Origin of the sequence: Aeromonas sp. sif0611 (genome assembly GCF_019218845.1) — a bacterium.
GTDB lineage: Bacteria > Pseudomonadota > Gammaproteobacteria > Enterobacterales > Aeromonadaceae > Aeromonas > Aeromonas media.
Genome location: NZ_JAHUWU010000001.1, coordinates 967,609 through 993,656, shown reverse-complemented (window position 1 = coordinate 993,656; position 26,048 = coordinate 967,609). Strand labels below are relative to the sequence as shown.

The 26,048-nt window shown below is 60.3% G+C and carries 36 protein-coding genes and 2 other RNA genes; 31 read left to right on the top strand and 7 right to left on the bottom strand.

The features are described 5' to 3' along the window. Positions 1-131 precede the first annotated feature (131 nt). Together KW824_RS04445 and KW824_RS04440 are read left to right on the top strand one after the other, a co-directional pair. The gene (locus KW824_RS04445; RefSeq protein ID WP_218409021.1) at positions 132-1,349 is read left to right on the top strand and encodes a GNAT family N-acetyltransferase; all 1,218 of its coding nucleotides are present in this window, start codon (positions 132-134) and stop codon (positions 1,347-1,349) included. Between the two features lie 161 nt (positions 1,350-1,510). Next, positions 1,511-2,017 (top strand): GNAT family N-acetyltransferase, encoded by a 507-nt coding sequence (locus KW824_RS04440; RefSeq protein ID WP_218409020.1) that lies wholly within the window; start codon positions 1,511-1,513, stop codon positions 2,015-2,017. A 60-nt stretch (positions 2,018-2,077) separates the two neighbouring features. On the opposite strand, the gene KW824_RS04435 is transcribed toward KW824_RS04440, so the two are convergent. Next, positions 2,078-2,578, bottom strand: coding sequence for an SRPBCC domain-containing protein (locus tag KW824_RS04435; RefSeq protein ID WP_005325836.1), 501 nt, complete (start codon positions 2,576-2,578; stop codon positions 2,078-2,080). 182 nt (positions 2,579-2,760) lie between these two features. Between KW824_RS04435 and KW824_RS04430 the strand changes: the two genes are divergently transcribed. Next, positions 2,761-3,192, top strand: a complete 432-nt coding sequence (locus KW824_RS04430) for a GNAT family N-acetyltransferase (protein ID WP_182785930.1) — start codon at positions 2,761-2,763, stop codon at positions 3,190-3,192. 156 nt (positions 3,193-3,348) lie between these two features. Here the strand turns inward: KW824_RS04430 and ssrA are convergent. Both ssrA and smpB read right to left on the bottom strand, forming a co-directional pair. Then, positions 3,349-3,708, bottom strand: a transfer-messenger RNA (tmRNA) gene (ssrA, locus tag KW824_RS04425). A 122-nt stretch (positions 3,709-3,830) separates the two neighbouring features. After that, positions 3,831-4,319, bottom strand: coding sequence for an SsrA-binding protein SmpB (smpB, locus tag KW824_RS04420; RefSeq protein WP_041206169.1), 489 nt, complete (start codon positions 4,317-4,319; stop codon positions 3,831-3,833). A gap of 249 nt (positions 4,320-4,568) precedes the next feature. On the opposite strand from smpB, the gene KW824_RS04415 reads away from it, so the two are divergent. Next, positions 4,569-5,003, top strand: coding sequence for an SRPBCC family protein (locus KW824_RS04415; protein ID WP_043133123.1), 435 nt, complete (start codon positions 4,569-4,571; stop codon positions 5,001-5,003). Next, positions 4,996-5,355, top strand: coding sequence for an RnfH family protein (locus KW824_RS04410; RefSeq protein WP_043133124.1), 360 nt, complete (start codon positions 4,996-4,998; stop codon positions 5,353-5,355). Before KW824_RS04415 ends, KW824_RS04410 begins: the two co-directional genes overlap by 8 nt. A 97-nt stretch (positions 5,356-5,452) precedes the next feature. Here KW824_RS04410 and KW824_RS04405 read toward each other — a convergent pair whose 3' ends face one another. The 3 genes from KW824_RS04405 to KW824_RS04395 form a co-directional block, all read right to left on the bottom strand. After that, the gene (locus tag KW824_RS04405; protein WP_218409019.1) at positions 5,453-6,088 is read right to left on the bottom strand and encodes an NAD(P)H-binding protein; all 636 of its coding nucleotides are present in this window, start codon (positions 6,086-6,088) and stop codon (positions 5,453-5,455) included. A 127-nt stretch (positions 6,089-6,215) separates the two neighbouring features. Next, the gene (locus KW824_RS04400; protein ID WP_005325779.1) at positions 6,216-6,554 is read right to left on the bottom strand and encodes an outer membrane protein assembly factor BamE; all 339 of its coding nucleotides are present in this window, start codon (positions 6,552-6,554) and stop codon (positions 6,216-6,218) included. 522 nt (positions 6,555-7,076) lie between these two features. Then, on the bottom strand, positions 7,077-7,823 hold the full coding sequence (locus KW824_RS04395) for a helix-turn-helix transcriptional regulator (RefSeq protein ID WP_081332097.1): 747 nt from the start codon (positions 7,821-7,823) through the stop codon (positions 7,077-7,079). Positions 7,824-8,231: 408 nt separating this feature from the next. Here KW824_RS04395 and KW824_RS04390 point away from each other — a divergent pair, with 408 nt between their 5' ends. From KW824_RS04390 to KW824_RS04265, 26 genes are all read left to right on the top strand, one after another. Further along, the gene (locus tag KW824_RS04390; protein ID WP_218409018.1) at positions 8,232-10,445 is read left to right on the top strand and encodes a DNA-binding protein; all 2,214 of its coding nucleotides are present in this window, start codon (positions 8,232-8,234) and stop codon (positions 10,443-10,445) included. A 41-nt stretch (positions 10,446-10,486) separates the two neighbouring features. Further along, positions 10,487-11,209, top strand: coding sequence for an AAA family ATPase (locus KW824_RS04385; RefSeq protein ID WP_218409017.1), 723 nt, complete (start codon positions 10,487-10,489; stop codon positions 11,207-11,209). Positions 11,210-11,253: 44 nt separating this feature from the next. Beyond that, positions 11,254-11,859 (top strand): hypothetical protein, encoded by a 606-nt coding sequence (locus KW824_RS04380; RefSeq protein WP_043133130.1) that lies wholly within the window; start codon positions 11,254-11,256, stop codon positions 11,857-11,859. Beyond that, the gene (locus KW824_RS04375) at positions 11,843-12,403 is read left to right on the top strand and encodes a transcriptional regulator (protein ID WP_180911498.1); all 561 of its coding nucleotides are present in this window, start codon (positions 11,843-11,845) and stop codon (positions 12,401-12,403) included. Before KW824_RS04380 ends, KW824_RS04375 begins: the two co-directional genes overlap by 17 nt. A gap of 55 nt (positions 12,404-12,458) precedes the next feature. Further along, positions 12,459-12,689, top strand: coding sequence for a hypothetical protein (locus tag KW824_RS04370; RefSeq protein ID WP_124813042.1), 231 nt, complete (start codon positions 12,459-12,461; stop codon positions 12,687-12,689). A gap of 41 nt (positions 12,690-12,730) precedes the next feature. After that, entirely contained in the window at positions 12,731-13,351 is a 621-nt protein-coding gene (locus KW824_RS04365) for a DUF3164 family protein (protein WP_218409016.1), read from the top strand. A gap of 14 nt (positions 13,352-13,365) precedes the next feature. Beyond that, positions 13,366-13,560: a hypothetical protein gene (locus KW824_RS04360; RefSeq protein ID WP_218409015.1), complete on the top strand. Its 195-nt coding sequence runs from the start codon at positions 13,366-13,368 to the stop codon at positions 13,558-13,560. Between the two features lie 5 nt (positions 13,561-13,565). Continuing rightward, an RNA gene (locus KW824_RS04355) (hammerhead ribozyme type II) lies at positions 13,566-13,635 on the top strand. Positions 13,636-13,688: 53 nt separating this feature from the next. Beyond that, entirely contained in the window at positions 13,689-13,919 is a 231-nt protein-coding gene (locus KW824_RS04350) for a hypothetical protein (protein WP_218409014.1), read from the top strand. Beyond that, positions 13,906-14,085, top strand: a complete 180-nt coding sequence (locus tag KW824_RS04345; RefSeq protein ID WP_218409013.1) for a hypothetical protein — start codon at positions 13,906-13,908, stop codon at positions 14,083-14,085. Before KW824_RS04350 ends, KW824_RS04345 begins: the two co-directional genes overlap by 14 nt. Further along, positions 14,069-14,659, top strand: coding sequence for a gp16 family protein (locus tag KW824_RS04340; RefSeq protein WP_218409012.1), 591 nt, complete (start codon positions 14,069-14,071; stop codon positions 14,657-14,659). Before KW824_RS04345 ends, KW824_RS04340 begins: the two co-directional genes overlap by 17 nt. Beyond that, on the top strand, positions 14,652-15,089 hold the full coding sequence (locus KW824_RS04335) for a Mor transcription activator family protein (protein WP_371316581.1): 438 nt from the start codon (positions 14,652-14,654) through the stop codon (positions 15,087-15,089). The genes KW824_RS04340 and KW824_RS04335 overlap by 8 nt, the downstream gene beginning before the upstream one ends. Positions 15,090-15,451: 362 nt before the next feature. Further along, a complete protein-coding gene (locus KW824_RS04330) occupies positions 15,452-16,267 on the top strand; it encodes a hypothetical protein (protein ID WP_218409011.1) in 816 nt (271 codons plus the stop codon). 65 nt (positions 16,268-16,332) lie between these two features. Then, on the top strand, positions 16,333-17,190 hold the full coding sequence (locus KW824_RS04325; RefSeq protein ID WP_218409010.1) for a DUF5677 domain-containing protein: 858 nt from the start codon (positions 16,333-16,335) through the stop codon (positions 17,188-17,190). A 250-nt stretch (positions 17,191-17,440) separates the two neighbouring features. After that, positions 17,441-18,028: a glycoside hydrolase family 108 protein gene (locus KW824_RS04320; RefSeq protein ID WP_218409009.1), complete on the top strand. Its 588-nt coding sequence runs from the start codon at positions 17,441-17,443 to the stop codon at positions 18,026-18,028. After that, complete coding sequence (locus tag KW824_RS04315) at positions 18,025-18,327, top strand: hypothetical protein (RefSeq protein ID WP_218409008.1); 303 nt, start codon at positions 18,025-18,027, stop codon at positions 18,325-18,327. The genes KW824_RS04320 and KW824_RS04315 overlap by 4 nt, the downstream gene beginning before the upstream one ends. Next, positions 18,320-18,541, top strand: a complete 222-nt coding sequence (locus tag KW824_RS04310) for a hypothetical protein (protein ID WP_218409007.1) — start codon at positions 18,320-18,322, stop codon at positions 18,539-18,541. The genes KW824_RS04315 and KW824_RS04310 overlap by 8 nt, the downstream gene beginning before the upstream one ends. A 26-nt stretch (positions 18,542-18,567) precedes the next feature. Continuing rightward, a complete protein-coding gene (locus KW824_RS04305) occupies positions 18,568-18,795 on the top strand; it encodes a TraR/DksA C4-type zinc finger protein (RefSeq protein ID WP_042074576.1) in 228 nt (75 codons plus the stop codon). Beyond that, positions 18,776-19,078, top strand: coding sequence for a DUF2730 family protein (locus KW824_RS04300; protein ID WP_043133774.1), 303 nt, complete (start codon positions 18,776-18,778; stop codon positions 19,076-19,078). Before KW824_RS04305 ends, KW824_RS04300 begins: the two co-directional genes overlap by 20 nt. Next, positions 19,075-19,371, top strand: a complete 297-nt coding sequence (locus KW824_RS04295) for an ArsR family transcriptional regulator (protein ID WP_218409006.1) — start codon at positions 19,075-19,077, stop codon at positions 19,369-19,371. Before KW824_RS04300 ends, KW824_RS04295 begins: the two co-directional genes overlap by 4 nt. A 12-nt stretch (positions 19,372-19,383) precedes the next feature. Next, on the top strand, positions 19,384-19,959 hold the full coding sequence (locus KW824_RS04290) for a DUF3486 family protein (protein WP_218409005.1): 576 nt from the start codon (positions 19,384-19,386) through the stop codon (positions 19,957-19,959). Further along, entirely contained in the window at positions 19,959-21,545 is a 1,587-nt protein-coding gene (locus KW824_RS04285; RefSeq protein WP_218409004.1) for a terminase large subunit domain-containing protein, read from the top strand. Before KW824_RS04290 ends, KW824_RS04285 begins: the two co-directional genes overlap by 1 nt. Beyond that, complete coding sequence (locus tag KW824_RS04280) at positions 21,545-23,116, top strand: DUF935 domain-containing protein (protein ID WP_218409003.1); 1,572 nt, start codon at positions 21,545-21,547, stop codon at positions 23,114-23,116. The genes KW824_RS04285 and KW824_RS04280 overlap by 1 nt, the downstream gene beginning before the upstream one ends. Further along, entirely contained in the window at positions 23,116-24,591 is a 1,476-nt protein-coding gene (locus tag KW824_RS04275) for a phage minor head protein (protein WP_218409002.1), read from the top strand. The genes KW824_RS04280 and KW824_RS04275 overlap by 1 nt, the downstream gene beginning before the upstream one ends. Beyond that, positions 24,588-24,788: a hypothetical protein gene (locus KW824_RS04270; protein WP_218409001.1), complete on the top strand. Its 201-nt coding sequence runs from the start codon at positions 24,588-24,590 to the stop codon at positions 24,786-24,788. The genes KW824_RS04275 and KW824_RS04270 overlap by 4 nt, the downstream gene beginning before the upstream one ends. Beyond that, positions 24,788-25,234 (top strand): phage virion morphogenesis protein, encoded by a 447-nt coding sequence (locus KW824_RS04265; protein ID WP_218409000.1) that lies wholly within the window; start codon positions 24,788-24,790, stop codon positions 25,232-25,234. Before KW824_RS04270 ends, KW824_RS04265 begins: the two co-directional genes overlap by 1 nt. Positions 25,235-25,320: 86 nt before the next feature. Here KW824_RS04265 and KW824_RS20950 read toward each other — a convergent pair whose 3' ends face one another. Beyond that, complete coding sequence (locus tag KW824_RS20950) at positions 25,321-25,551, bottom strand: HNH endonuclease (protein ID WP_256351277.1); 231 nt, start codon at positions 25,549-25,551, stop codon at positions 25,321-25,323. Positions 25,552-26,048 lie beyond the last annotated feature (497 nt).

Sequence of the window (26,048 nt, the reverse complement as noted above, 5' to 3'; positions counted from 1 at the left end):
ATGTGACCGCCATCAAGCTGGCCATATGGCATTTTTTCATGGGGTATGCCGTTTAACCATGCTAAAGATATGGTTTAACAAACCATTAGCAGCCGGTTATGCTGCGCCGTTCGGCGGTCGCAGGGGGAAGCATGGAACTGTTGATAGAAGAGGCGCTCTGGCAGCCTCGTTTGCAGGGTGCGCTGCAGGCGTGGCAGGAGCAGGGCAACCGTTGGCAGTTGCTGCGCGGCAGGGGTAGCGAGCAGCCGGCAGTGACTCCTGCGCCTTGGGCCTGCTGCCCGCCCGACGGCATCCTCTCGGCCAGCGGCCTGCTCTCCGCCTGGCTTGGGGAGGATGAATCTCCCCTCATGACGGTGGACCCGAGCCGCCAGATCCTGATCTCTGCCTCCAGCGTCCTCCTGACCCTGGCCAAGGAGAGCGGCCTGCTCACCCTGGGGCCCAATGGCGCGGATCTGCGACTGAGCGCGGACGACGAGCTGGCTGATGTACTGCAGCGACTGCTTGCCCGGCGCCTGTACATCCCCACATTGCATGAGCCATCGTCCGAACCAGTCTCTTGCTTGGTGCTGCGACCACTGCGGGCGGAGGATGAGGCCGACATAGTGCGTTATTGCTCGGATGAGGCGCTTGCCCGCTACACCCTCAACATCCCCCATCCTTATCCGCTGGAGGCGGCCCGCGACTGGCTCGCCATGAGCGGGCGCAAGGCCGCCCTCGGGCTGGGGCGGACCTGGGCCCTGACCTTGCCCACCCGTGATGAGCCGGCCCCTCTGCTCGGGGTCATCTCCCTGCACTGGCACGGCGAGCTGGCCTGGTGGGTGGGTGTGCCCTGGCAGAATCGGGGGCTGGCCACCCGGGCGGCGCAGCTGGTCAGGGCCTTTGCCTTCGAGCAGTTGCGCCTGCCCGCCCTGACCGCCCGCCACATGCCGGGCAATCTGGCCTCCGGCCGGGTGATGGCCAAGCTCGGCATGCATCATTGCGGTCGGCGGCCCGGGTCGGCACGCCAACCCGCTGAACTGGATCATTGGCGGCTGGATCGCCCGCCGCACCTGCCGGACGGCCTCAAGGGTGCGCTGGCCCCCTGGCTCGAAGACGAGCGGGTGGCGGTGGCCATCCTCCATGAGAACGAGGCCGGAGGGCAGGAGGTGGCGCTCTTCATGGAAGGAACCGAGGCGGGCGGTGAGCTGCACCTCCCCGCAGGGCTGACGGTCAGGTGCCATCCGCTCGCCTGGCTGGCACCTGAGGTCCCCGGGATGCAGGCCCATGGTGGCGGTATCCTGCTCAAGGATCGGAAAGAGCTTGGTCTCGGTTATCTGCTGCGATTGCTAGGGGATCATCCTGGCGCTTGATGTTGACGAAGCCGGTGGGAAGGGGAGGTATTGCGACGTTTGGCGCACGGATTGCCACTCGTTTTCCTGAGTCAGCCCTCCCATTTTCGGATAAAGACGCTCAAGTCAGGAGCCACTTCTGTGAAATAATGGCGGCCCTGCTGTACGAGGAGTAACCCTGTATGTTGAGAACCGAGCGTCCCGGCGACATGCTGCCAGTCTACGAGCTGGTGAGCGCCGCCTTTGGTCGTCCCGATGAGGCCGAACTGGTCAATCGCCTGCGCGAGTGTGGGGCCGCCGTGGTCACCATGGTCGAGGAGGAAGAGTACGAGTTCATGGGGCACCTGATGCTGAGCCCGATCACCATTGACGGGCAGGAAGGTCCCTGGCTCGGGCTGGCTCCGGTGGCCGTCCATCCGGACTGGCAGGGGCAGGGTATAGGCTCGGATCTGGTGCGGGAAGGGCTGGATACGGCCCTCGAGATGGACTGGAAGGCGGTGGTGGTGCTTGGCGATCCCGTTTACTACGCCCGTTTCGGCTTCCGGCCCGCCAGCGACTTCGGCCTGCACTGCATCTACGAGGTGCCTGCCGACTGTTTCATGGCGATGGAGCTGCAGCCCGGGGGGTTGGCCGGTCTGCAGGGCGAGGTGCTCTATCACCCCCTGTTCGATGAAGAGTCGGTGGAGTGACCGCCTGATCCCTCATGAAGAAGGACCCGTTCAGGGTCCTTCTTCATTTCAATCGCTCCCTCACTGGGCGAGAGATTTCAACTGCGGCTTGCCCGGCGGATTGTTCCAGTCGATGGGGCCGTGGGTGAAGCGATACTGCAACCTTGGCAGGCTGAGCTCCAGCCACTCCTCCCGGAAGTAGGCATAACCCTGGTCCCAATCGGGATCCTGGGCCCAGCCGGTTTGCAGGAAGTGGAGCCGGGTACCCTGGCCTTCGGGCACGAAGCGCAGGCTGACCTGGGTCTTCTGCTGACGGATATGGGGAAACTGGGGAGGGAAATTCCAGCTGAAGCTGAGCAAGTCATGGGGCATGACCGCCATCACCCGGCACCCTTCACTGCCGCGTTCCCCCAGCGGGGCCTCTGGCCTGAAATAGATTTCGAAAGGACCGTTGGGTTCCGCCACCATCAGGCATTCGGGCGCCAGAAAGCTGCGCAGACCGCTCTCCGTGGTCCAGGCCCGCCAGACATCGTCGATGTGGGCGGGTACCAGAATACTGCCTTCTATTTGCTTGTTATCCATAAATCAGTGAACCTCAAACCAGTCATGGACGGGACCCAGGCAGTATAGCCCCTAAGGCGATAAAATAGGCAGCCCTGCATCACACCATCACGTATTCAAGGGGGTCCAAATTGCCGATTTGACAGCGCGGCGGGATCCATCGAGAGTGGGAGGCAGTGAGCAGGCAAATCAAGGATGTCTTCATGATCAGAATGATGCGAGATGCAGATGAACCCATGCTGGCGCAACTGTTCCTCAAGGGAAGGCGACAGGCATTCCATTGGGTCGAGCCCTCCCTGTTTAGGCTGGAGGATTTTGCCGAGCAGACCCAAGGTGAGCAGATCTGGGTGGCAGAGAAGGGCGGCACTCCCTGCGGATTTGTCTCCATCTGGGGTCAAGACAGCTTCGTGCATCACCTCTATGTGGTGGCCGACTGGCATGGCCAGGGAATGGGGCGAGCCTTGCTGGCCGCCGGGCTCGCCGGACACAAACCCCCGGCATCCCTCAAGGTGGCCACCCGCAACACCACGGCGCTGGCGTTCTACCATCGTCTGGGCTGGCAAAATACGGATGAAACGGGGCACTGTGACATCACGGGGCCCTGGCGCAGGCTGGTCCTGACACCCGTCGACTAGCCTCCATCGCGAGGACGCCCTCTGCCACGGCAGAGGGCGGCATCAGGGCCATTCCACCCTCCACAGCCCCGGACAGGCTGTCAGTGCCAGCTAAGAGACATGAACGCAAGCAATAAAAAAAGGCCACTTCCTGCGAAGTGGCCTTTTCCAAACGTTTGGTGGAGCTGGGGGGATTTGAACCCCCGTCCAAAATTACTACATCCTCGGTACTACATGCTTAGTCACTCTTTACATTCGCCAACACGCTGCGGAGAGACACGCCACGCATTGACTAGCTCGATTGGTTTTAATGCTTCCGCCCCGAGCAGGACTTCCACACGATCCTGTGAAGGATGACCTTCCAATTCCCTAGGACACAGGCAAGCTAGGGGAGAAGGGCTCAGCGCAGGTTATTAAGCTGCGAGTGCGTAGTTTTCGTCGTTTGCGACTATTTTTTTGCGGTTTGTTAACGAGGCCTACCGCACCTCGGCATGCACCTTGGGTTTCGTGAATCTTGTCGAATCCAGAATCAGCCCCAAGTTGTCAAAAGCGATTGTACGCAAAAATCCTGCCATGGCAAGGCGTTGATGGCAATCGACCGGCATGGGCCGGTCGATTGCTGGTTTATTGGTCGCCGCACGGGCGCTGGCGGCGCACAATCAACCGCGGTTCTTGTTCTTCATGATGCGGGCCTTCTCACGGTCCCATTCCCGGGCTTTGGTGTCTTCCCGCTTGTCGTGTTCTTTCTTGCCCTTCACCAGGCCGATCTCGACCTTGACCCAGCACTCTTTCCAGTAGAGCGCCAGCGGCACTATGGTGTAGCCCTGGCGGGCAACCAGGCTCTCGAGCTTGTCGAGTTCACGGCGGCTCAGCAGCAGCTTGCGGGTGCGAGTCGGGTCACACACCACGTGGCTGGAGGCGGCGTTCAGCGGCAGGAAGCTGGAGCCGAACAGGAAGGCTTCGCCCTGCAGGAAGATGACATAGGCTTCGCTGATGTTGGCCTTGCCCGCCCGCAGGGATTTGACTTCCCACCCTTGCAGGGACAGGCCGGCTTCCACGCGCTCTTCGATGAAGTACTCGTGACGGGCGGTTCTGTTGAGTGCAATGGTGCTGGACCCGGCTTTGTTTTTACTGTTTTTTTTGCTCATGACGGGGGCCTTCGGCAATGTTTAGGAAGGCGCATTATACGTGGGTGGCGGCGGCTGTAAAACGCGCAACCACTCGAGTGGCGGCTTTGTGAGCAGTTCGGTGATGTTTTTGACAGGCAAGGTGATTTCGACGTGATGACCAGGGGCCGCAAAGGCGGCAATTGCGCGCGTGGCGGTCAGGTGAGCAGTTTCGGCGGTGATTTTGGCTGGCAAGGTGATAAAATCGGCCCGATTGAATGAGGAAAGCCCATGCCCCGTATTACTCGCAGTGCCCTGGTGATGTTCAGCGCGGAACAAATGTTCCGTCTGGTCAATGATGTTCACGCGTATCCCGAGTTTCTGCCCGGCTGTGTCGGCAGCCGCGTTCACGAGACGGGTGAGGATTACATGATGGCCTCGGTGGATGTGGCCAAGGCTGGCATCGCCAAGACCTTTACCACCCGCAACCTGCTCGATGCCAACCGCGCCATCAAGATGGAACTGGTGGAGGGCCCCTTCAGCAAGCTGGCGGGCTGGTGGACCTTCACGCCGCTGGACGTGGATGCCTGCAAGGTGGAGTTCGATCTCGACTTTGAATTTACCTCCAAGCTGATCGAGCTGGCCTTTGGCCAGATCTTCCGCGACCTGGTGGGCTCCATGGTGCTCGCCTTCTCCAACCGCGCCAAGGTGGTCTACGGTGTCTGATCTGCTCAATATCGAAGTGGCCTATGCCCTGCCCGAGCGACAAACCGTGCTGTGCATCCGGGTGGCCCCGGGCACCAGCGTGCTGGCCGCCATCGAGCAGTCCGGCATAGTGCAGAAACACCCGGAGATCGATCTCTCGGTCAACAAGTTCGGCATCTACAGCCGTCCGGTCAAGGGCAGCGAGCCGGTGCAGGACGGGGATCGCATCGAGATCTACCGTCCGCTCATCGCCGATCCCAAGGAGATGCGCAAGAAGCGGGCCGAGAAGGCCAAGGAAGAGGGGCGGGCCGATGTGGTCACCGGCGGGCGCCCCGACGTGCACCGCAAGCGGGACGATGCCGACCCGGCCTGATGGGCTGGCAAGGGAGAACAGAAGAGGCGCCATGGCGCCTCTTTTTGATTCAGTACCGCCGCCAGGAGCCTATGGGAAGATAGAGGCCCCCGCGTCATCACAGGGTGAGCAGGCGCTCGTTTTGCACCGTTTCGATGCCGCTCTCTTGCCTGGCGAGTACCGCCATGGCATGTGCCACCTGGCTCGCCTCTATGGCCCGCCAGCGCTTGAGGGGCCCCTGCAGCAGGGGTTTTATGCAGGGATAGATGGCCTGAATTATCTGCTCTGAGCGGCGCGAAGGCTCGCGATGGCCGAGCAGCATGGCGGGGCGCAATATGACGAGTCGTTGCCACGCCTGCGCCAGCAAGGCCTGCTCCATCTCGCCCTTGGTGCGGGGATAGAGGGCGGGAGAGCGCGAATTGGCCCCCAGGCTGGAGACGACCAGCAGGCGCCGGCAGCCGTGGCGGCGGGCCAGGGCGGCAAAGGCCAGCACATAGTCGTGATCGACCCGGCGAAAGGCCTCATCGGAGCCGGCGTCCTTGCGGGTGGTGCCGAGGCAGCAGAAGGCCATGTCGACGGGGCCGGGTAGCGCCACCTCGTTTAGGCGTTCGAAGTCTACCGGCAGCCAGTGCCGGTTGGGGGCGGCCTCGCCCGGCTGGCGGCAGAGCAGGGTTAGCTGGTGCTCAGTGCCGAGCTGTCGGATGAGGGCCTGGCCTACCAGGCCGGTTGCCCCGGCGATCAGGATCTGGCTCATGTGATCTCCTTGAGGGGATGATGAGGGGCGTTGACGTCCTTGATCATGGTTCAGGGAGTGCGCCCCTGCGGAACCCGATCGGAGGCCAGACAAGAAAAAACCGGCCTTGGCCGGTTTTGTGATGCTGTCAGAGCGGGGTGGTGAAGGCGGCGGGGAGGGGGAAGTCACCCGTGGCGGTGGCGAGTCTGTCACCCACGAAGTTCAGGGTCAGCTCCTTGCGCTCCTTGTCACCACGACCTGGCTGGAACTCATAGAGATAGTACCAGGTGTTGGGGTCAAAGCCGTCGCGCAGCATGGGAGAACCCAGCACGAACTCGACCTGCTCGCGGGTCATGCCCTGGCGCAGCTTGTCGACCTGCTTTTGTTCCACATAGTTGCCCTGAGGAATATCGATGCGATAGACCAGGCTGCAACCGGACAGGGTGAGGGCGGTCAGGGCCGCGGCAATCAGGTGTTTCATCCGCATATCGGGTTCAGATCATCCATACAGTCTTTTTTAGCTCGGCAAATCATACCCACTCCCCGTGCGGAAGTAAAAAGCCATTGATCCTCCTGCCAATAAAAAGGGCCGCGTGGCGGCCCTGACAAACAACAGCCCCTCACATGGCGGCGCGGAAGAGGGCGACGATCTCGGCGAACGGTATCGGCGAAGCCGTAGGCCTGCTTGGGGGCGTGCTCGGCCTGCGCATCGAGGTCATCGACCCTGATCCCGGAGTGTGCTGCTTGTCGTTTTCACCAGAAAGGTTTTGTAACCAGTCACCAAGAGTGAGAAAACCGGGAGCAGCCGAAAGCAAGTGGGATCTCGTGGGACAAACTCAAGGCTGACAAGGTTTGGAGGATGATCGGGAGGTGCCTGGTTCTGGTGGCCTCAAAATGATAAAAAGCGCATCGCTCTTGGGAGCGATGCGCTGAAAATGATAACTCTGACTTTTAACTCTGGCGTGACGCCGCCATGTTTAAACCGCTGTCTAACAGTGATTAGATGGGTTTAAAAAAAATCGTGCCCGGCCCAGACAACCTTGCCGATCACGGCCAGGCTTTCCAACTGGTTGGCGGGAACGACCTGCAGGGGATAATCAACCCGGTTATCGCTGATGATGGTGATCCCGCCATCGAAGTTCTTCTGCAAGCGCTTGGCATAGAGTTCCTCTCCCAGCCGCAACACGAAGATGGATCCGTCTTCGATCTGATTCTTGCTGATATCGACCAGGATGGAGTCGCCAGAGTGAATGGTGGGTTCCATGCTGTCGCCTTTGGCAAAGACCACCACCAGGTTATCCGGGCTCAACTTACGGAACGTGAGCCACTTGCGGCGAAAGGCCAGCTTGCGTTTAACCTCATGATCATCATTAAACGCGCCATGGCCGGTACTCACGGTGACATGGTAGCCATCGATCAGCGCGTACTCCTCATCAAACTCATCAGGTCGCACAGCCTGCTCGGCAACCCCATCGGGATGTTTCGGGCCCTGGCCCGTGGCCAGCCACTCCAGATTCACATTGCACGTTCGCGCAATGCGCAGCGCCTTGTCGATGGTGGGCAGCGAATTGAACGGAGGGAAGTATTTGCGCATCCCCGACTCACTCATTCCTACCAACTCGGCGAATGCCTTGTAGCTCAGACTCCCACGTAGCTCGTCCAGGCGGTCACTCAGAGTATCCATTCCAACCGTCAGAAAAGATACCTCACCGTCTTTTTGTGCTGCTTGTGGTTTTTCTTCATAACGCTCTGACATACAAGGAATTCTCGGCTAGTGGCTATTGCTGGTGAGTCGATAGACAAAAAATTCCGCACAAAAAGACTTGTCAATCTTTTTGGGGTGATCAATCATTCATATGTGACGCATTGCGACATAAAATCATTCTTTTATGAATGATAAAGATACGCGCCGCGACACTTGATGATACCGAAACGGGGTGAGTATGTCAGGGAAAACACCAGAGTGGATCAGGGCTGAGCTCATAAAACGCGGATATTCCCAGGCTGCTTGGGCCCGCGCCAAAGGGTTGCATCCCAGAGCAGTGCAGCGCTGCATCAAACAATATGCCCCCTCCATGGGCATCAGCCCCAAGCGCAGGGAAAGTCGTTCCATCATGGCGCAGCTTTCCGACTCGCTGGGCATCGACTTGCTGGGAGGTGGCCAATGAGTACCTGGTTCACCGCCCAAGGGTTGGCCGGATTGATTGGCATGCCAGCCTATCCCGATGGTGTGCGCAAAAAGGCTGAGCGTGAAGAGTGGCAAAGTCGCAAGCGCGAGAAAGGCAAGGGCGTTGAATACCACATCAGCTCGCTGCCCGCAGAAACCCGACGTTATCTGGCGGAGCAGGCTGTCGCCCAGCAAGGGCAAGCGGTGACCGATCATGCGGCCGGCGGCAAGGCGATGGCCAAGCTGCTTGCCCGCGAGGTGCCGGTGAAGCCGGATGCGGGGCGTAAATTGCTGACCCTGGGGGCCGCGGCCCGCAAGAAGGTAGATGCCCGGTTGTTGATCCTGCAGGCCGCCGATCTCTTCCTGGCACCTTATCAAGCCTGCCAGCAAGGGGAGGTGGGGCGCCGCGCCTTTATCGAGGCATACCGCACCCGCAGCCTGTCACTACCTGTGAGCGTCTATGAGCAACAAAAGCCGTTCAGCCTGATCACCTTGCGGCGCTGGCAAGGCACCCTGGCGGATGCTGGTCCGGCGGCACTGGCAGGCAACTACCAGCGGGAGCGGCCATCCAGCGTCGAGCAAAGCCCGGATCTGGCCCGGTTCCTCACGGCACTGATCACCGCCAAACCGCACTTGGCCAACAAGTGGGGGGCGCTGCATGAGTTGGCGACCCAGTACAGCGAGATGAACCAGCTTGGCTGGCAGATCCCCAGCCAGTCCTCCTTGCGCCGCTGGCTGGTCAAGTGGTTGGCAGAGAACAAGGTGGCCTTTACCTATGCCACCAACCCCGACGCTTACAACAACAAGTACCGCGCTGCCATCGAAGAGATGTACCCCTGGATGGGCCAGCCCAACGACGTCTGGGAGTTCGACAGTACCCCTGTCGATGCCATGTTGGTGGAAGGGCGCCACAGCATTATCGCGGTGATCGATGTGTTCACCCGTCGGGTGCGGTTGCTGGTGGCCAAGACCTCATCGAGCGAGGGGATCTGCCTGCTGCTGCGCAAGACCCTGCTGACCTGGGGCACCCTCAACGACAACGGGGTGATGCGTACCGACAACGGCTCCGATTACGTGAGCCAGCGGGTCATGTCCATCTGCACCCTGCTCGGCATGAACGTCAGCCGATCCAACGCCTATTCGGGATGGGAGAAGCCGCATATCGAGCGCTTTTTCCGCACTCTTTCCCACGGTCTGATCGAGTTGCTGCCCGCCTATATCGGGCACTGCGTGGCCGATCGCCAAGTGATCGAGGCTCGCAAGAGCTTTGCCCAGCGGCTGGAGGAGAAGCGCAAGCCGGATGCGGAAAAAGAGATCTACGAACTTGCCATGACAGCCGGCCAGTTACAGACCCTGCTCGATGACTGGCTCGATGCCCGTTATCACAACCGCAAGCACAGCTCACTCGGGATGACCCCCAACGAGAAGTACCAAATCGCCCGCTACCAACGCCGCGCCATCGTCGATGAGTCGGCGCTGGATCTGCTGCTCAACCATATCGGTGAGGCCACTGTCTCCAAGGGCTTCATCAAGGCTGGCGGCCTCAAGTACAGCGCCCCGGAGTTACTGGAGAACAGTTGGAAGAGCCAGCGGGTCAGCGTGTTCCTCGACCCGAGCGATGTGGGCCGCGCCATCTTGTACCGCACCGGCGACTGGAACGAGCGGATCGAGGCCGTGAACCTTGACCTGCTGGGGAACGGGGTGAGCCCGGATGCTTTCCGCGCCGCCAAACGTGCCGATGCCAAGGCGCTGGCGAGTTTTCGCCGCGAGATGCGCAGCCTCGCCAAGACCTTTGGCATCGACGAGCTGCATCAGGATGTGGTGCGCCACTTCGTTGACCAGGCGCGAGACGTTGCCCAGTTCCAACGCAGTGATCTCGGGCTCGATAACCCGGCATTGGCTGCGCTCTCAGGCATTGCTGCATCCACTGAACCTGCCCAATTCAGCGCGGCAGAGCTGGCTGCGATAGAAGCCCGCCGCGAAGAGAAAGCAGCCCGCGCACAGGCGACTGCCGGGCAGGAATCCAGGGCGCTCAAGACCGAGTACGAGCAGGCCATGTATCTGGCCGAGAAGGAGTTGGATACCCCGCTCGGCGAGCGGGAGAAGGAGTGGCTGAGCAAGTACCTCTACAGCCACAAGCTGATGGCGAAACGGATTATCCGCCATCTGGAAAGTATCAGGGCCACTCGCAACGCCCAGGCAAAAGGTTAGCAAGCGGCCCTGTAAAACAACCTCATAAGGACAAAAAGACTATGAAACACAAGATCGTCGAAGTCAAAAACATGATCAAGACCGAGCAGTTGCTCGACAACCTGCTCAACCGTTCCAGCATCGTGCCGGGCATCGGTTTGATCCACGGTCCCTCGGGCTTTGGCAAGACCACTGCCGTGGAGTGGTTGTTCAACCAGGACGAGGTGAACGGCATCTATGTGCGCTGCTACAAGGCCGACACCGTGACCAGCTTGCTGGAGCAGATCGCCAAGGAGATCGGCATTCCCCAGCGCCACAACCTGCGGGCCCAGGTCGATAGCATCGTCGAAGCGGTGCGGGCCGAGGAGCTGGCCATCTTCGTGGACGAGGCGGATTACGTGGTCGGCAATGCCCGCATCATGGAGACCCTGCGCGATATCTATGACGCCACCGAACAGCCGCTGATCCTGGTGGGGATGGAAGAGATTGCCCGCCGCATCAGCCAGCGCAAGCAGCTGTTTAACCGCATCTCCCAGTGGATCGAATTCAAGCCCGCCGACCTGGAGGATGTGTCCCTCATCGCCAACGAGATGCTGGAGGTGGACGTGGAGATTGACGACGCCCTGCTGGACCTTATCCGCAAACGCTCGAACGGGGTGGTGAGGACCATCGTCTCGGCCCTGGACAAGATCGAGAAGATGGCCATGGCCTCTGATGCCCGGATTATCCGGCTGGAGGACGTAGATTCCAGCGAACTGCTGCATGACGTGCGCCGCAGCCGGTAGCCGTGAGGACCACCAAATAACAACAAAGCACGGGAGGGATACCAGTGGTTGATATCAACGATAAGTCCAAGACGGAAGAGGCTTGGTTGTGGATGTGTAAACAGGACTCGTTCGATATGAGTGAGTTACTCGCAGCGACAGACGTTAAGCAAGCAAATTTATATGCCCTGATGCGTCGTTGGTTAGCGAGCGGCCATCTCAGTTGCGTTGTAGAAGGGCCATTGCGCCAAAGAGAGGTGTTTGGCTGCAATCGGTATCAAGTTTCGGATGTGAATGAACCACCCAAATTTGGCACCAATCAAGGAACTTGCATCTCTCGGAAGAAGCGGAAAAGCCGGCGCAAGACCAGCCAACAAAAGATGTGGAACACCATGAAAATCAGTCGGGTGTTCACGTTGACGGAATTGGCGATGACCTCGAATTCAACCAGTAACCATGCAGGCGTCTATGCAAAGGCGTTGGCCAAGGCTGGTTACGTAAAAGTTCAGGCCAAAGCCATGCCACATCGTGGAGAGGTCGCCAAGTACCAGTTGCTGAGAGATACCGGTCGCTTTGCCCCCATTGTCCGCCAAAACGGTTGCTGGGATCAGAATCAGCAGCGGCTCTATCCGTTCCTGGTTGAGGAGGAGAAACATGGACACGTGGCTTGAGGTATTGCAAGCCGAGGTCGGGGCCAGCTCGTTGTCCGTGGTGGCCGAGAAGCTCGGTCTGTCCCGCACCACGATAAGCCAGGTTTGCAACGAGAAGTACCCAGGCGATCTGGCCCGGGTGCAGAAGTTGGTGGAAGGCAACCTGATGGGACACAAGGTGACCTGTCCCATTTTGGGGGAGATCCCGGTGCATCAGTGCCTGGCGTTTCAGCGCCGAAGAGCGGACGAGGTCGGGACCAGACCGATGGATATCAAGCTCTGGAAAGCCTGTCACAGCGGCTGCCCCCATAGCCAGCTCAGTGAGGATCAGCAACTGCGTCGGCCGATGCGCCTGGCCGTCGAACAGGTTGGCAGAGGCGTGGAGAAGGGCACCCGCTATGACGCCGAGGCCACCCTCTCCAGGTTGCGCCGCCAGGCGAAAAGCGATGGCGAGAACGCCAGCAGCAGCCTGCGCATCTTGGCTGAGCTGCTGGCCGAGGAGCTCAAGATCCTGGGCATCAAATACAACCGGCTGCTCGACAAGGTTGAGAAGCACGGCCAGTAAACCAGCGGGCTCGGGGTGTGCGGTGGGCCCAGTGAGACATCACAAGGAGAACGGGATGAACAGAAATCTGCAGAAGACCGCCGAGCAGTTGCGGGTCTGGCTGACGGCGAAAGGGTGCAAGGTGAGTACCAGCCGGGTATGCCATACCCCCTTGCTGGCGGTGACTGGCCCCTTGCCCGAAGCGATGACCAAGCGGGCAGTGTGGGGGCGAGAGTGCCTCGCGGGTGTGGTGCGGGATGTCGCCATCGTGCGCTTTGGTGGTTGCCTGCTGCACTGGCGCCAGTAAGCGACCACCGAACAACAACGGGATAAATCAAGGAGAGCCTCATGCAAGAAGCACAGACCAGCAACACGACCCCGATGCGGCAGAACGCCCAGGGGCACTGGGTACCGGAAACCCTCATCGCCCCGGCCGACAAACTGCGCGATGAGGTGGTGATGGCCATCATCGCAGCGGCCCGCGAGCAGCGCTCACTGCTTGCCGCCTTCAAGATCGGCGCCATGCAGCAGATCGCCGACTTTGTGGACCTCTCGGCCGAGCAGTACGGGGTGGCCTGGGGCGGCACCAAGGGCAACGTGACTCTGCTCAGCTTCGACGGGCGCTACAAGCTCATTCGAGCGGTGGGGGAACACCGCAAATTTGATGAACGGATCCAGGCGGCCAAGGTGTTGATCGATAGCTGCATCGAGCGCTGGAGCGATGGGGCCAGTCCTAAGCTGCGGGCCTTGGTGGACCACGCCTTTCGGGTTTCCAAGGCCGGTCATATCGACGTCAACCAGGTGCTCTCCCTGCGTCAGCTCAACATCGAGGACGCCGACTGGGAGCAGGCCATGCAGGCGATCGCCGACGCCATCCAGGTGACCGGCACCAGTCAATACCTGCGGCTCTACGAGCGTGACGCTCAGGGGCGTTACGTCCAGATGAGCCTGGATCTGGCGAAGTTGTAAGGGAGGAGTGCGCAATGAATATCAACGTAGAACAAGCCGAAGAGCAACTGCAGCTCTGTGAACAGATCAGCGAGACCGAAGGCACCTGCTATCCCGATGACACCTATGAGGACGGTATTAAGGCCGCGTTGTTATGGGTGCTGGGGCTGGGCCCGGCGCCGCTGAGCGAAGAGGAGTACCAGGATCTGATGCCACTGCAGTTCGAGTAGTGACAGTGCGAAACAGGGCGGCCGCGCCGCCCTGTCTGTCCGGCGTGGTGGCCGGGCACTGATGAGCAGCCGACTTATGTGTGGAAAAGAGCGGCCCAGGCGTTCACCGCCTGTAAAGGAGCACGGCGATGACCAAGATAGATATGGATATTCGGCTTACCAAGATATTCAGCGCGGCCGCCATTGCACAGGCGACCCCTGATAGACGGGCTGTGTGCAGACAGCTCAAGCAGTTTGATAGAGAAGCTCGTGCCCAAGGGCTGTTTGCCCTGGCAGGGGAGGCCAGCCAGATGCGCTGGCAACTTGTGGCAGAGCTGCAGCAAGCCAGAGCGGCAGAGGTCAGTCATGGCGGCGTCTAATTGGCAGGGCTTGCTGGCCTATGTGATGAAGTTTGGCCCTTTGAGCCAGCAAGGCGCCGAGCAGTGGCTCGATAGTCATTGCCCTGAGTGGCGCAATGGAAACGATGTGCCCGCCGGTCAAATCTGGGTGGCAAAAGTGGGGAAAAATCATGACAGCAAACAATGAACGTACCCGCTTGATCCGGTTGGTACAGGTGGGACGCCGCTCCCTGGGGCTGGATGAGGAAACCTATCGAGAGCTGTTGGCCCAGCAGAGTGGCAAGCGCTCGGCGGCAGCGCTGTCGATCCAGGAGCTGGACAAGGTGCTGCAGGCCATGAAGGGGGCGGGGTTTAAACCGACTGTTAAACGTGGCGTAAAAGGAGGCAAGCAGAAGCGTTTAAGCCCGGTCAGCGGTACCCAGGTTCGGACGGCTGAGATAGGAGTGATCCGGGCTATCTGGATCACAATGGCCAAACACGGCCTGCTGCGTGATGGCAGCGAGACGGCGCTCAATCACTATGTGGAGCGTCAGACGGTGCGGATCAATAACGGGGTGGGTGTGGCCGAGGTGTCCTGGCTCGATGGTGCGTTGGCTTATTCGGTGCTGGAATCCCTCAAGCACTGGCACAAGCGGGCGATGGTTGAGGCGCTGCGGGCCGCCAAACGGCGCGTTCCCGTCGGTAGGGGCGGTGCGGTGGCGGGCTATCAGGCCGTTGTGGCTGCCTTTGAGCAGATGCAGGCGGAGGTGCAACATGGATGAGATGGATAGCAACCAGGAGAATCTGGACCTGTTCGCCGATGACCATGAATCCCTGGGGCAGTTGGTGGACCGGCTGGATCAGATCCCGGCGGCCGAGCTGACCGCCAAGTGGCCCAAGGCGCTGGCCGAGCTGGTCGATGTGCTCGCCTGTGAGCTGGGGCGCGGCGGGATGGCGGCGGATAAGGCGTTGGCCCAGGCCCGCAAGCTGGCATTGGTGCAGGCTCACTATATGGGGGGCCGCGCCTACTACATCCCCACCGGCGATCATCTCAAGGCCGCGCTGCGGGACAGAGCCATCTGGGATGAGTTCAACGGCCGCAACATCGACCAGTTGGCCCGTAAGCACGGCCTCTCCGTGCCGCAGACTTATGCGGTAGTGGCGGAGCAGAGGTTGCTGACCCGACGGCGGATGCAGCCGGAATTGTTCTAGCCATAAAGAAAGATCCCACCTAGGTGGGTCTTTCTTTATCTATCTGCAAAGCTGTAATCGGTTATCTTCCTTGCCTTCAATAGTATGGATTGCATGAAACGGTAACGATTTTTTTTCAGTGAGAGTGTTCAGACATGGAGTATGAAGCGGTTGTAGAGCACTAATCACTGATCAAAACAGTTGTTGTGGGGGGTACAGAGGCGGTCTATACAAGCCCGAAATACCAATAACCGATTGACTCTTACATATTAGAGTTGCTAAAACAAAAATAGTGAAATTAGACTGTGCAAAGTACATTTATTGCGAATAGATTGTTTTTTACCATCTTAAATTTTTAAATAAAATCAAGGGGATATCATTAAATGGCGTCGAACCTAGACAGATACAAGGAGGACTTTGAGCGTTTGGAGAGCGATGCAGTGCGGTTGCAGCAGTCGTTTTCCTTACTTTGCTTTGGCAAAGAAGAGTATGAAGCTGCGGCCCTTAAAGCCTTCGGTGGAGATAAGGTAGTAGTGAAAGCGCATATGGATGCTATTCCTGATTTCACGAGAGCATACCAACCTTGGTATTCCGAGTGCTTGGTTCTAATCAAGCAGCTTCTTCCTGATCGACTGAATGATTTCGTCCGCCTTTACGAAAAACCAAAAGGTCGTAAGGATATAGATTTTGAGAATTATCGTATTGAGGACGCACTGCAGGGGCTGCGAACCACTCGAAACGGCCAGGTAATAGCAGAGCAGAAGTCTGCGACAACTCATCTGACGCAGCAGATTGCAATTCTCAACTCCATCAAACGACGATTTGAGAGTTCGCTATATGATATTCGTCAACTCGTTCAAGCCGATCTTTTAGACTCGGAGTTAGATGTTGCTCGTGAATTGTTGAAGCACAAGTTCACTCGTGCCGCTGGCGCATTAGCCGGGGTTGTGCTGGAGAAGCATTTGTATGAGGTGTGTGTTGCTCACAATATCAGAATCACAAAGACACACCCGACTATTGCAGACCTCAATGAGGCACTCAAAAATGCTTCAGCTATTGAAACAACTCAATGGAGATTCCATCAGCATCTTGGCGACATAAGAAATTTGTGCAGTCACAACAAGGCTGTTGAACCGACCGTAGAGCAGGTTCATGATCTTATTGACGGTGTTGCGAAAGTTACGAAGACAGTGTTCTAGTTGCTGCCAACCCATTATCACTCCGGACCACCGTTGGTGGCCGACGAATTCAAATGTTAGGTGTTATGGATCCTGAAGAACTTCCACTCATTGATTCCCTGCGTGGCTTGGCAATGCTTCAGCAGGAATTTCTTCGTCTCGCGCTTTTCGTCGCGTCTGAAGGCCCAGCAACGTTCGAAGGGGAAAAGCTAACTTGTACACTTGGTGACGGACAGCGGCGCACAAGCACATTTCTGGCGATGGCTGCGGGTCAGTCGCTTGAAACGTTGCTTCACATGGCGAAACTTCGCGGCATACCGGTTCGAGACGCTTATCCGATCGCCAGATCGACAATCGAATCTTTCGTGAATGCTAGCTATCTTTTGGTCGAATCAGACAATGTAGCTGCACGAGCCATCCGGTACATCGATTTTGCTGCTTGGCGTCACCACAATAGAAAATTTGGAAGCGGTGAGTTCTCGATCGAGGTTCGTTCCGACCCTGATCCAAAAGCCACACTCGCGAGGGAGTATCCTGAGTTCAGTGGTAAGGGCAACGGCTCGTGGACTAATCTCGATGTGCCCAGCCGTATAAGGATAATTGGCGAATTAGCTGGTCGTCGATCTGGGTCACGCCTGCTTGCAGCTTATGGTCTGATCTACTCTCTTTCATCCGAGATCATTCATGGCTCTCCCTTCGGCGCAAGCTACTTCTACTCGGCGCATTTGAAGGGCGAGAAAACTACTGAGGCATTTCAAGCCGCAACCGTGCGTCATTTGGAAGAGATCTTTATCGGCGTGCTACACGCTGGTTGCGGTTACCTTGCTGCGTTCTTTGGGCAACAGAATATGCAAGCACCATTGAAAGCGGAGGAGAAGATATTTGCGCGCCTTCTTGAGTTGAGTACAAAGTCGCCCTCTGCAATTCCGATCGGTGCGCCGTAGGAAATCGATTCAGAGGGGGCATAATGCAAAATAGCTCAATCAAACCTGAGCGAGAAACTGTATAGGCCGGTGAATTCGAACGTTAGGTACCCCCTACTATGTAAATCACAACGCCGTGAAGAACACTACTGTTACCAGTATATTCATTCAATGATCTGACGACCTCTAGTCTTCATGTAACCCACCATAAACCCCCGACAAAAAGGCCCCTCGGTACGCTGCGATAACGCAGTTTATCGAGGGGCCTTTTATGTTGCCTGATACCTACCCGATTGCTCTTGCCTGGTTGCTCCGTCCCGATGTGGAAGGGGGCGAGGTCAACCACCCGGCCGACCGTGGCGGCCACACCAAGTTCGGCATGGCCGATGCCGCCGACGGCAAGAAAGATGGCATGCTCGACCTCGATCGGGATGGTCGGCCGGATATTGCCGTCGGCGATGCGACCCCTGCCCACGCCCAGCTGTTTTACCGCGCGAACTACTGGCTGCCAGCCCGTTGCGATCGGGTGGATAGCGTCTGTCCGCTGATTGCCATCGCCCTGTTCGATGGGGCCGTGCATCACGGCCCTGGCCGCTCAGTGCGCCAGTTGCAGCAGGCGCTCGGTGTCATGGTCGATGGGGTGCTGGGCTCGCAAACCTTGCGGGTGCTGGCCGCCAAGACCGGCCGGGATGGTGGCCGGGCCCTGCTGCTCGCGCTGCTTGAGGTCCGCGCCGGTTTCATGCTTGGCATCGTGCGCAAAGACCCCAGCCAGTGGGTCAATGCTCACGGCTGGAGCAACCGCCTGCTGCGCCTGCAGAGTTACCTGCTCTCGACCCGGTTCGGTGAGGGGGCGGCATGAGCAAACCCAGCCTCACCAACAAGCGCCAACGGGCCCAGCAGCGGATCGAGGTGGCCGGCTATTTCGGCATCCCTGAGCTCAAGAACCCCCGTTACCTCGCCTGCTTCAAGGATGGGCGCCGCGCCCATCTCAAGGCCGCCCTGGCCGGTGCGGACCTGGAGGCCATCCCGCTCTACAGCCATCACGCCACTCGCCAATCCCTGTACGAGCAGGGCTGGCGGTCGGTGGGCGAGCTGGATCGCCTGCGGGCCCGTGCCTGTCTTACCCCAACCCAACCTAAGGAAGCCCATCATGCCTGATTCCCTGTTACCCCAAGCAAAGCCTGCGCTCAGGAGTCGCGCCGTCATCGGCGGCGTAATCGCCGTGGGAGCCGGTATCGCCGGCCTGTTCGGCGTGCCGATCGATACCGGTACCCAAACCAGCCTGGTCTCCACCGCCGTGGATCTGGCCAGTGCCATCGGCGGCCTGCTGGCCATCTGGGGGCGCCTCAAGGCGACCCACGTCATCAAATAAGCCATCAAGTCGGGCAGGAGACACCCTTGAGCGACCCCATAGATCGCGCCCAGCAGCTCGACGCCGAGCGGACCGGGCGCCTTATTGACGCCCACCGGGCAAGGCCCAAACCCCGTGGCGATGGCATCTGTTGCGATTGTGATGAGCCCATCCCGATTGCGCGGCTGCATGCCGAACCCGATGCGCCGCGCTGCATCGAGTGCCAGACCCTATTCGAGCGCAAGGAGGCAATCCGTGTGGGATTTCATCGTTAAGAACTGGGGGCCCCTGTACGCCCTGGCCAGTCTGGTGGGGTTGATTGTCATCATCCTGCTCTCCAAGACCTACGCCAAGCGGGAGGATGTCACCGGCCTGGCCGCCAGGGTGGCCAGGGTCGAGCAGCAACTCTCGGATCTGCCGACCGAGAAGGAGTTGCACACCCTGCAGCTGGAGATCAGCGAACTGCGTGGTGAGCTGCGGGCACTGGCGCCGGAACTGCGCCAGGCCCGCCGGCTCGCCGACCTGCTGCTGGAAAATGAACTCAAGGAGAGAACATGAGCATTCAAGTGATATTGGACGCCCAGCAACGCCTGGTGATCTTGCGATCCTTGCTCGATATCGGCGGGGCCGCCAACGAGTCGATCCTCAATGACTGCCTCGACCAGCTGGGTACCGGCCGGGTATCCCGGGATCGGGTCAAGACCCTGCTGGCCTGGCTGGATGAGCAGGGGCTGGTGCGCATCGAACGCCTTGCCCAGGTGCAGGTGGCTCACCTCACTGGTCGGGGTCAGGACGTGGCCGAAGGGCGATCCAGCGTGCCTGGCGTCAAGAAGCCCCGTGCCGAGGATTGAGGGAGGATGACCATGGCCGAGAAACCAACCCGGGGCCGGGCCAGCAAGGTGTGGCTGCTGCCCGAAGCTATCCGCAACGCCCTCAACGAGATGCTGCGGGATCGGGCCAACAGCCAGGCCGCCATCCTGGATGAGATCAACGGCCTCATTGAGGGGGCGGGGTTACCCGATGACCTCAAGCTCTCCCGCTCTGGGCTCAGCCGGCACGCCAGCCAGGTGGAGCAGGTGGGCCAGCACCTGCGCGACTTGCGGGAGACCACGGCGGCCTTGACGGCCCAGCTCGGCGACAAGCCGATGGGGGAGACCACCAAACTTATCCTGGAACTCGGCCGCTCCCAGCTATTCAAGGCGATGCTGGCCCAGGTGCAGAACCCGGAGGAGGCGGTGGATATCGACATGCTGAAAAACGCCATGCTGGCGGCTCAGCGCCTCGAATCCACGGCCATGCAAAGCCACAAGCGGGAGAAGGAGATCCGCCAGGCCTTTGCCGAGGAGGTGGCCGCCAAGACCGAGGCCATCGTCACCCAAGCGGGCCTGAGCGGTGAAGCCGCCGCCGAGATACGCCGCGAAATCCTGGGGATTGCCTGATGACCACGATCGCACAGACCCCTATCGCCCAGCAGTTGGCCCAGTCCCTCGGTACCGATTACAGCCCCGACGAGGTGTTGCTGCCGTACCAGAAGATTTGGATTGCCGACGAGAGCCCGCTCAAGATCGCCGAGAAGAGCCGCCGCACCGGTATCACCTGGGCGGAGGCGGCCGACGCTGCCCTGACGGCCTCCAAGGCCAAGACGGCCGGCGGCTGCCATCACTTCTATGTGGGCAGCAACAAAGAGATGGCCCGTGAATTTATCGACGCCGTGGCCATGTGGGCCAAGGCGTACAACAAGGCGGCCGGCGAGATCCAGGAGGAGGTGTTCACCGACGACGAGGACAAGGCGATCCTCACCTTCGTGGTCTATTTCGCCTCGGGCTTCAAGGTGCAGGCGCTCTCCAGCAACCCCTCCAACCTGCGGGGGATGCAGGGCAATGTCACCATCGACGAGGCGGCCTTCCACGACCGGCTGGCCGAGGTGCTCAAGGCTGCGATGGCGCTGACCATGTGGGGGGCCAAGGTGCGGCTTATCAGCACCCACAACGGCGTCGATAACCTGTTCAACCAGCTGATAAATGACAGCCGGGCGGGCCGTAAAGAGTATTCCATCCATACCATCAGCCTGGACGACGCCTGCCGCCAAGGGCTCTATCGCCGCATCTGCCAGGTTAAGGGCACGCCCTGGACGCCGGAGGCCGAGGAGAGCTGGAAGGCCGGGCTACTCAAGGCCACCGCCACCGAAGAGGATGCGCTGGAGGAGTATTTCTGCGTGCCCAAGCAGAGCAGCGGCGTCTATATCAAGCGCACCCTGATCGAGCGGGCCATGCAGCCGGATATCCCCATCCTGCGCTTCACTTCCCCTGCGGACTTCGAGCTGCAAAGCGAGGAGACCCGCAAGGCGGTGGCGGAGCTCTGGTGCGAGGAGAATCTCAAGCCCTGCCTGGAGGCGCTCGATCGCAATTGCCGCCACGTGCTCGGCGAGGACTTCGCCCGCAAAGGGGATCTCTCGGTGTTCGTCCCGCTCGCCATCGCGCCCAATCTGCGCAAACGGGCGCCCTTCGCGGTGGAACTGGTCAATGCCCCCTATGAGACCCAGCGCCAGATCCTGTTCACCCTGCTCTCGGGGCTGCATCGCTTCACGGCGGCCGCCTTCGATGCTACCGGCAACGGCGGCTATCTGGCGGAGGCGGCCCGGCTGCGCTGGGGCGCCGGGATGATCGAGTGCGTGATGCTCAATGACCCCTGGTATCGGGAGTGGATGCCCAAGCTCAAGGCCGAGTTTGAGGATGGCAACCTCATCATCCCGCGCCATGCGGACGTGCAGGACGATCTGGGCAAGATCCAGGTCATCAACGGGGTGCCCAAGATCGACAAGGGCAAGAACACCGGCCAAGGCGGCCAGCAGCGCCACGGCGATTTTGCCGTGGCCCTGGCCATGGCGGTGCGGGCCAGCTGGATGGAGGGGGGCGCCATCGAGTTCACCCCCTTACCTGGTAAACACGGGAGCGACCGCAACGACGACTATCACCCATCCCTCGGGACGAGGGATCTGATCAAAAGTGAAAGAGGGGATTGGTAATGGCCGGACTCATCGACATTCATGGCAACGCGCTGCGCCTGCAATCGGCGCCGCAGACCGAGAACGACGCCAAGCTGGCCCAGCTGCGCCGTCACTACAGCGAACACCCCACGGTGGGGCTCACCCCGGGCAAGGCAGCGGCAGCGCTGAAAGAGGCGGAGGAGGGAAGCCTCATTGCCCAGTGCGAGCTGGCCGAAGACATGGAGGAGAAGGACGCCCACCTGCAGAGCGAGCTCGGCAAACGGCGCCGGTCCCTGCTCGGGGTGAGCTGGACCATAGAGCCGCCCCGCAATGCGACCCCCGCCGAGCAGCGCGACTGCGAGATGATCCGCGAGCTGCTGGAGGACTTCACCTGGTTGGATGACGTCCTCTTTGACGCCACCGATGCGGTGCTCAAGGGGTTCAGTGCCCAGGAGTTCAGCGGCTGGGAGATGGTGGAGGGGTTGCAGCTCCCCAAGGGCATCGTCTGGCGCGATCCCGCCTGGTTCCAGACACACCCGGATGACTGGAACCAGTTGCGACTGCGGGACGGAAGCCGGGAGGGGGCGGCCCTCAACCCGTTCGGCTGGGTGGTCCACAAGGCCAAGTCAAAGTCCGGCTATCTCGCCCGCACCGGCCTTATCCGCACCCTGGTCTGGCCCTTCCTGTTCAAGAACTACAGCGTGCGCGACTTGGCCGAGTTTCTGGAGATCTACGGCCTGCCGGTGCGCCTGGGCAAATACCCGGAAGGGGCGACCGAGAAGGAGAAGGCGACCCTGCTGCAGGCGGTACTCTCCATCGGTCATAACGCCGGCGGCATCATCCCCCGGGGGATGGAGATCGAGTTCCAGAACGCGGCGAACGGCCAGGCCGACCCCTTTGTGATGATGATGGACTGGTGCGAACGCTCCATGAGCAAGGCCATCCTGGGGGGCACCTTGACCAGTCAGGCCGACGGCAAGAGCTCGACCAATGCGCTCGGCAACGTCCACAACGAGGTGCGCCAGGAGGTGCGGGATGCAGACCTGCGCCAGCTCGCAGCGACCCTGACCCGGGATCTGGTCTATCCGCTGTTTGCCCTGAACGGCAAGAGCTTCCAGGGGCCGCGCCGCTGCCCGCGGCTGGAGTTCGACGTGACCGAGCCGGAGGACATGCGCGATCTGGCTTATCCGCTGCGGGCCCTGGTGGGGATGGGGATGCAGATCCCGGCGCAGTGGGTGCGAGACAAGCTGCAGATCCCGGCACCCAAGGAAGGGGAAGAGGTACTGATCATCGTCGATAAGCAGGCCGGGGCCGGGGAGGCGGCCCTGACGGCGCAGGGATTGGCGGCGCTGGCGGCAAAGCACCCTGTCCATGGAGATAACAACGATGCCCAGCTGGCCCGCTTGCAGGCGGAGGTCGCCCCCTTGCTCGCCGGCATGACCGATGCCGTCCAGGCACTGGTGATGCAGGCCACCACCCTGGAGGAGATCCGGGATGGCTTGCTGGCGCTGGAACCCAACCTCAGTCATGACGAGCTGGGTGCCCTGCTGGCTCAGGCCATTGCCGCCAGCGAACTGCTCGGCATGCTGGAGATGGAGGAAGGCAACTGATGCCCGTTCGTTACGGCAGTCTGCCGTTCGAGGAGGCGATCGCCTTCTTTCGCCAGAAGCTGAATATGCCGAGCGAGCGCTGGGCCGATGTGTGGCGCGATGCCCATAACCGCGCCTTTATGGTGGCGGGGGCGACCAAGACGGACTTGCTGGCGGACCTGCGCGGGGCGGTGGACAAGGCGATCAGCGAGGGGCAATCCCTCGGTGCGTTCCAGAAGGCGTTCAAGGAAGTAGTGGCTAGCCACGGCTGGGAGCACACCGGCCCGGCGTCGTGGCGCTCTCGCGTCATTTTCGAGACCAACCTGCGCCAGAGCTACAACGCCGGGCGGGATGACCAGATTGAGCGCATCAAGCACAAGCGCCCCTATGCGCTCTACCGCCACGGCGGCTCCGAGCACCCCAGGGAGCTGCATCTCAAGTGGAACAACCTGGTGCTGCCGGTGGACCATCCCTGGTGGGAGACCCACAGCCCCAGCAACGGCTTTGGCTGCAAGTGCAAGAAGTTCCTGCTCTCCGAGGCGGATCTCAAGCGGCGGGGGTTGACGGTGGGCCAGGCACCGGATGACGGCGAGTATGAGTGGGTGGACAAGGCGACCGGGGAGATACACAGGATCCCCCGTGGCATAGACCCGGGTTTTGACTACCGGCCGCAGACGCCGGCCGCCCTGACTGAGGCGGTGGCCAAGCGGGAGGCGGCGAAACCTGCGCTGGCCGAGCGTCTGCCGGAACGCCTGGTAGATAGCGCCTTCTCGACGGCCAAGGGGGTGACGGCGCAGGGGGTCAGCGATTTGCTGGCCCAGCTACCCGCCCCCCAGCGCGAGCCCTTGGCGGCCTTCCTCAAGGCGCACCCAATCAAGACCCTGTTTATCAAGCAGACCGAGATGGGCAAGGGGGCTGCGGGGCTCAAGGTCGCGCCGGCCATTGCCGAGTACCTGGGCGCAGACCCTTACTTGGTGCGGGCCTTCTATCACTCGCGCCGTGCCAGCGCGACCAATGGCTTTACGGCTAAAAACTGGGGCCATCTGGTTATCAAGGTCAAGGCGGGTGATACACTCAAAGCGGTGAATATGCAGGCGGTGCAAGCGGCGGCGGCCGAGGTGGTGACCGATGCCCATGCCAACACCGGGCCCCGTCAGTGGCGGCCAAGGGGCACCAGCGGCGAGTCACTGCGCCGTCACTGGAGCATCTCCGCCAACGTCGGCGGCAAGCAGGGAGAATCAGCCCAGCGGCTCTCAACCTGGTTGCACGAACTCGGTCACCAGGTTCACTTCTGGGCCGGGGAGCCTGACCTGACGGGAGTGGGGCTGCTGACGGAGTATGCCAGCAAGACCAGGATGGAAGCCGCCGCCGAGGCGTTTGCCGCCTGGGTCTTGGCGAGGGATGCCATGGTGGCGCATTTCCCCGAACTGGCCAAACGGGTGGAGGCCATGCTGGCCCAGGCCACGACCGCCAGCCGCAAAGGAGAGAAAGGATGACCCTGTTGGAGCAAGCCAGCGCCCTGCTAGCAGAAAATGGCCCCTTTACCCTGGCACAGGCCAAGGCGCTGGATGCCTTGTGCGAACAAGCCCGGGGCGAAGAGGCGGATATGTTGGGGGATCTCTGGGAGGCCGCTATGTTGTCGGCCGATGAGGAGGCCCTGCACTTTATGACCACCTTCGAGGATGAGGCCTGATGGCGGGCAGCTTTATCGCCATCAGCCACCACGGGGTGGCCGATGCCCATGAGCTGCTGGTCCGACTCTATCAGCGCACCGGCGATTTGAGCGAACCCCTGGCGGATATCGGCGAGGGGCTGGCGCTCACCCACCGGGATCGCTGGGATGCGCAGGAGACCCCGGAAGGGGAGCCCTGGGCCCCCCTCTCGGACAAGTACCGCGCCCGCAAGCCGCGCCATGCCGACGAGGTGCTGCGCCTCAACGACGATCTGCGCGACACCCTCCACTATCAGGCTGACCCCCAGGCCCTCTACTTCGGCACTCCGCTTGAATACGGCGCCGCCCACCAGTTTGGCCGTCCCGAGATCAATCTGCCCGAGCGCCCCTATCTGGGGCTGTCAGAAGCAGACCAGCAGAGCGTGCTGGAGACGCTGGAAGGCTATCTGACGGCGGACGCGCCCTAAGTCTCTGGGCGCGTCTGTGAGAGCCAGACCGCCACACTGGTATGTCTGGCCCCGTCTCACCGCAGGGAAAAGGCGTTTAAACACCATTAAACAGCCGTCGTTCGCTTACCTTTGGCTTTGCGAATCACACCCTCAGGAAACCAAGCCCCTTTATTGAGCCGTTTCTGTACCTTTTGCCGATACTCGGTCGGGGTCATTATTTTGGAGCTCTTGTGACGAGTCTGGTTGCAATGTTTACAGGCGGCGACAATGTTATGGCTCTTGTCAGAACCGCCTTCACTTTTGGGGTGCAGGTGTTCGCCAGTGCATTGCAGCATACTAGCCTCCGCTTTTGTCAGCCCATGTTGGTTGATAAAGGCCGTTGGGGATGACTCCCACATGGGAAGTCCACAGTAGAAGCAGTGAAAGGATTGACGAACGGCTGCCTGGTGGCGATGTTTGGCGATGTTGCCCATGGTAGTGACCTCAATAAATCTGGTATTGAAGTCCGTAACGGTATCGATTGAGTTATGGCCGGACGGACTTCGGTTTAAGTTGAAGTCCCGTCCCTTACAAATCCGTAGTGGCGGGCACTGACCAGACGTTTCTAGGCAGCCTTACACCGCTCCCTTGAAGGTATAGCGGCACTCAATTTGTAGCCGTAATCGGGGTGTATGTAAAGTAGTCACCAGCTTGTCATGCAGGCTCCAATATCCCCGCAAGAACATTCGTGCTTTTGCCGTTTAATCTAGATCTGCACTAACCCACCATAAACCCCACCTCAAGCTCCTCTCCCTGACACTGGCGCAGTGATTTTTTGCTGTGACCAGCCGGA

Bases quoted from the DNA above. Each gene is read 5' to 3' on its own strand.
- KW824_RS04285 (WP_218409004.1), top strand. From the start codon at position 19,959: ATGACCACGATCGCACAGACCCCTATCGCCCAGCAGTTGGCCCAGTCC.
- KW824_RS04440 (WP_218409020.1), top strand. From the start codon at position 1,511: ATGTTGAGAACCGAGCGTCCCGGCGACATGCTGCCAGTCTACGAGCTG.
- KW824_RS04370 (WP_124813042.1), top strand. From the start codon at position 12,459: ATGAACAGAAATCTGCAGAAGACCGCCGAGCAGTTGCGGGTCTGGCTG.
- KW824_RS04340 (WP_218409012.1), top strand. From the start codon at position 14,069: ATGACAGCAAACAATGAACGTACCCGCTTGATCCGGTTGGTACAGGTG.
- KW824_RS04270 (WP_218409001.1), top strand. From the start codon at position 24,588: ATGACCCTGTTGGAGCAAGCCAGCGCCCTGCTAGCAGAAAATGGCCCC.
- KW824_RS04395 (WP_081332097.1), bottom strand. From the start codon at position 7,823: ATGTCAGAGCGTTATGAAGAAAAACCACAAGCAGCACAAAAAGACGGT.
- KW824_RS04350 (WP_218409014.1), top strand. From the start codon at position 13,689: ATGACCAAGATAGATATGGATATTCGGCTTACCAAGATATTCAGCGCG.
- KW824_RS04405 (WP_218409019.1), bottom strand. From the start codon at position 6,088: ATGAGCCAGATCCTGATCGCCGGGGCAACCGGCCTGGTAGGCCAGGCC.
- KW824_RS04345 (WP_218409013.1), top strand. From the start codon at position 13,906: ATGGCGGCGTCTAATTGGCAGGGCTTGCTGGCCTATGTGATGAAGTTT.
- KW824_RS04295 (WP_218409006.1), top strand. From the start codon at position 19,075: ATGAGCATTCAAGTGATATTGGACGCCCAGCAACGCCTGGTGATCTTG.
- KW824_RS04360 (WP_218409015.1), top strand. From the start codon at position 13,366: ATGAATATCAACGTAGAACAAGCCGAAGAGCAACTGCAGCTCTGTGAA.
- KW824_RS04265 (WP_218409000.1), top strand. From the start codon at position 24,788: ATGGCGGGCAGCTTTATCGCCATCAGCCACCACGGGGTGGCCGATGCC.
- KW824_RS04435 (WP_005325836.1), bottom strand. From the start codon at position 2,578: ATGGATAACAAGCAAATAGAAGGCAGTATTCTGGTACCCGCCCACATC.
- KW824_RS04280 (WP_218409003.1), top strand. From the start codon at position 21,545: ATGGCCGGACTCATCGACATTCATGGCAACGCGCTGCGCCTGCAATCG.
- KW824_RS04430 (WP_182785930.1), top strand. From the start codon at position 2,761: ATGATCAGAATGATGCGAGATGCAGATGAACCCATGCTGGCGCAACTG.
- KW824_RS04335 (WP_371316581.1), top strand. From the start codon at position 14,652: ATGGATGAGATGGATAGCAACCAGGAGAATCTGGACCTGTTCGCCGAT.
- KW824_RS04390 (WP_218409018.1), top strand. From the start codon at position 8,232: ATGAGTACCTGGTTCACCGCCCAAGGGTTGGCCGGATTGATTGGCATG.
- KW824_RS04375 (WP_180911498.1), top strand. From the start codon at position 11,843: ATGGACACGTGGCTTGAGGTATTGCAAGCCGAGGTCGGGGCCAGCTCG.
- KW824_RS04325 (WP_218409010.1), top strand. From the start codon at position 16,333: ATGGATCCTGAAGAACTTCCACTCATTGATTCCCTGCGTGGCTTGGCA.
- KW824_RS20950 (WP_256351277.1), bottom strand. From the start codon at position 25,551: ATGCTGCAATGCACTGGCGAACACCTGCACCCCAAAAGTGAAGGCGGT.
- KW824_RS04320 (WP_218409009.1), top strand. From the start codon at position 17,441: ATGTTGCCTGATACCTACCCGATTGCTCTTGCCTGGTTGCTCCGTCCC.
- KW824_RS04445 (WP_218409021.1), top strand. From the start codon at position 132: ATGGAACTGTTGATAGAAGAGGCGCTCTGGCAGCCTCGTTTGCAGGGT.
- KW824_RS04310 (WP_218409007.1), top strand. From the start codon at position 18,320: ATGCCTGATTCCCTGTTACCCCAAGCAAAGCCTGCGCTCAGGAGTCGC.
- KW824_RS04275 (WP_218409002.1), top strand. From the start codon at position 23,116: ATGCCCGTTCGTTACGGCAGTCTGCCGTTCGAGGAGGCGATCGCCTTC.
- smpB (WP_041206169.1), bottom strand. From the start codon at position 4,319: ATGAGCAAAAAAAACAGTAAAAACAAAGCCGGGTCCAGCACCATTGCA.
- KW824_RS04315 (WP_218409008.1), top strand. From the start codon at position 18,025: ATGAGCAAACCCAGCCTCACCAACAAGCGCCAACGGGCCCAGCAGCGG.
- KW824_RS04365 (WP_218409016.1), top strand. From the start codon at position 12,731: ATGCAAGAAGCACAGACCAGCAACACGACCCCGATGCGGCAGAACGCC.
- KW824_RS04290 (WP_218409005.1), top strand. From the start codon at position 19,384: ATGGCCGAGAAACCAACCCGGGGCCGGGCCAGCAAGGTGTGGCTGCTG.
- KW824_RS04330 (WP_218409011.1), top strand. From the start codon at position 15,452: ATGGCGTCGAACCTAGACAGATACAAGGAGGACTTTGAGCGTTTGGAG.
- KW824_RS04385 (WP_218409017.1), top strand. From the start codon at position 10,487: ATGAAACACAAGATCGTCGAAGTCAAAAACATGATCAAGACCGAGCAG.
- KW824_RS04400 (WP_005325779.1), bottom strand. From the start codon at position 6,554: ATGCGGATGAAACACCTGATTGCCGCGGCCCTGACCGCCCTCACCCTG.
- KW824_RS04415 (WP_043133123.1), top strand. From the start codon at position 4,569: ATGCCCCGTATTACTCGCAGTGCCCTGGTGATGTTCAGCGCGGAACAA.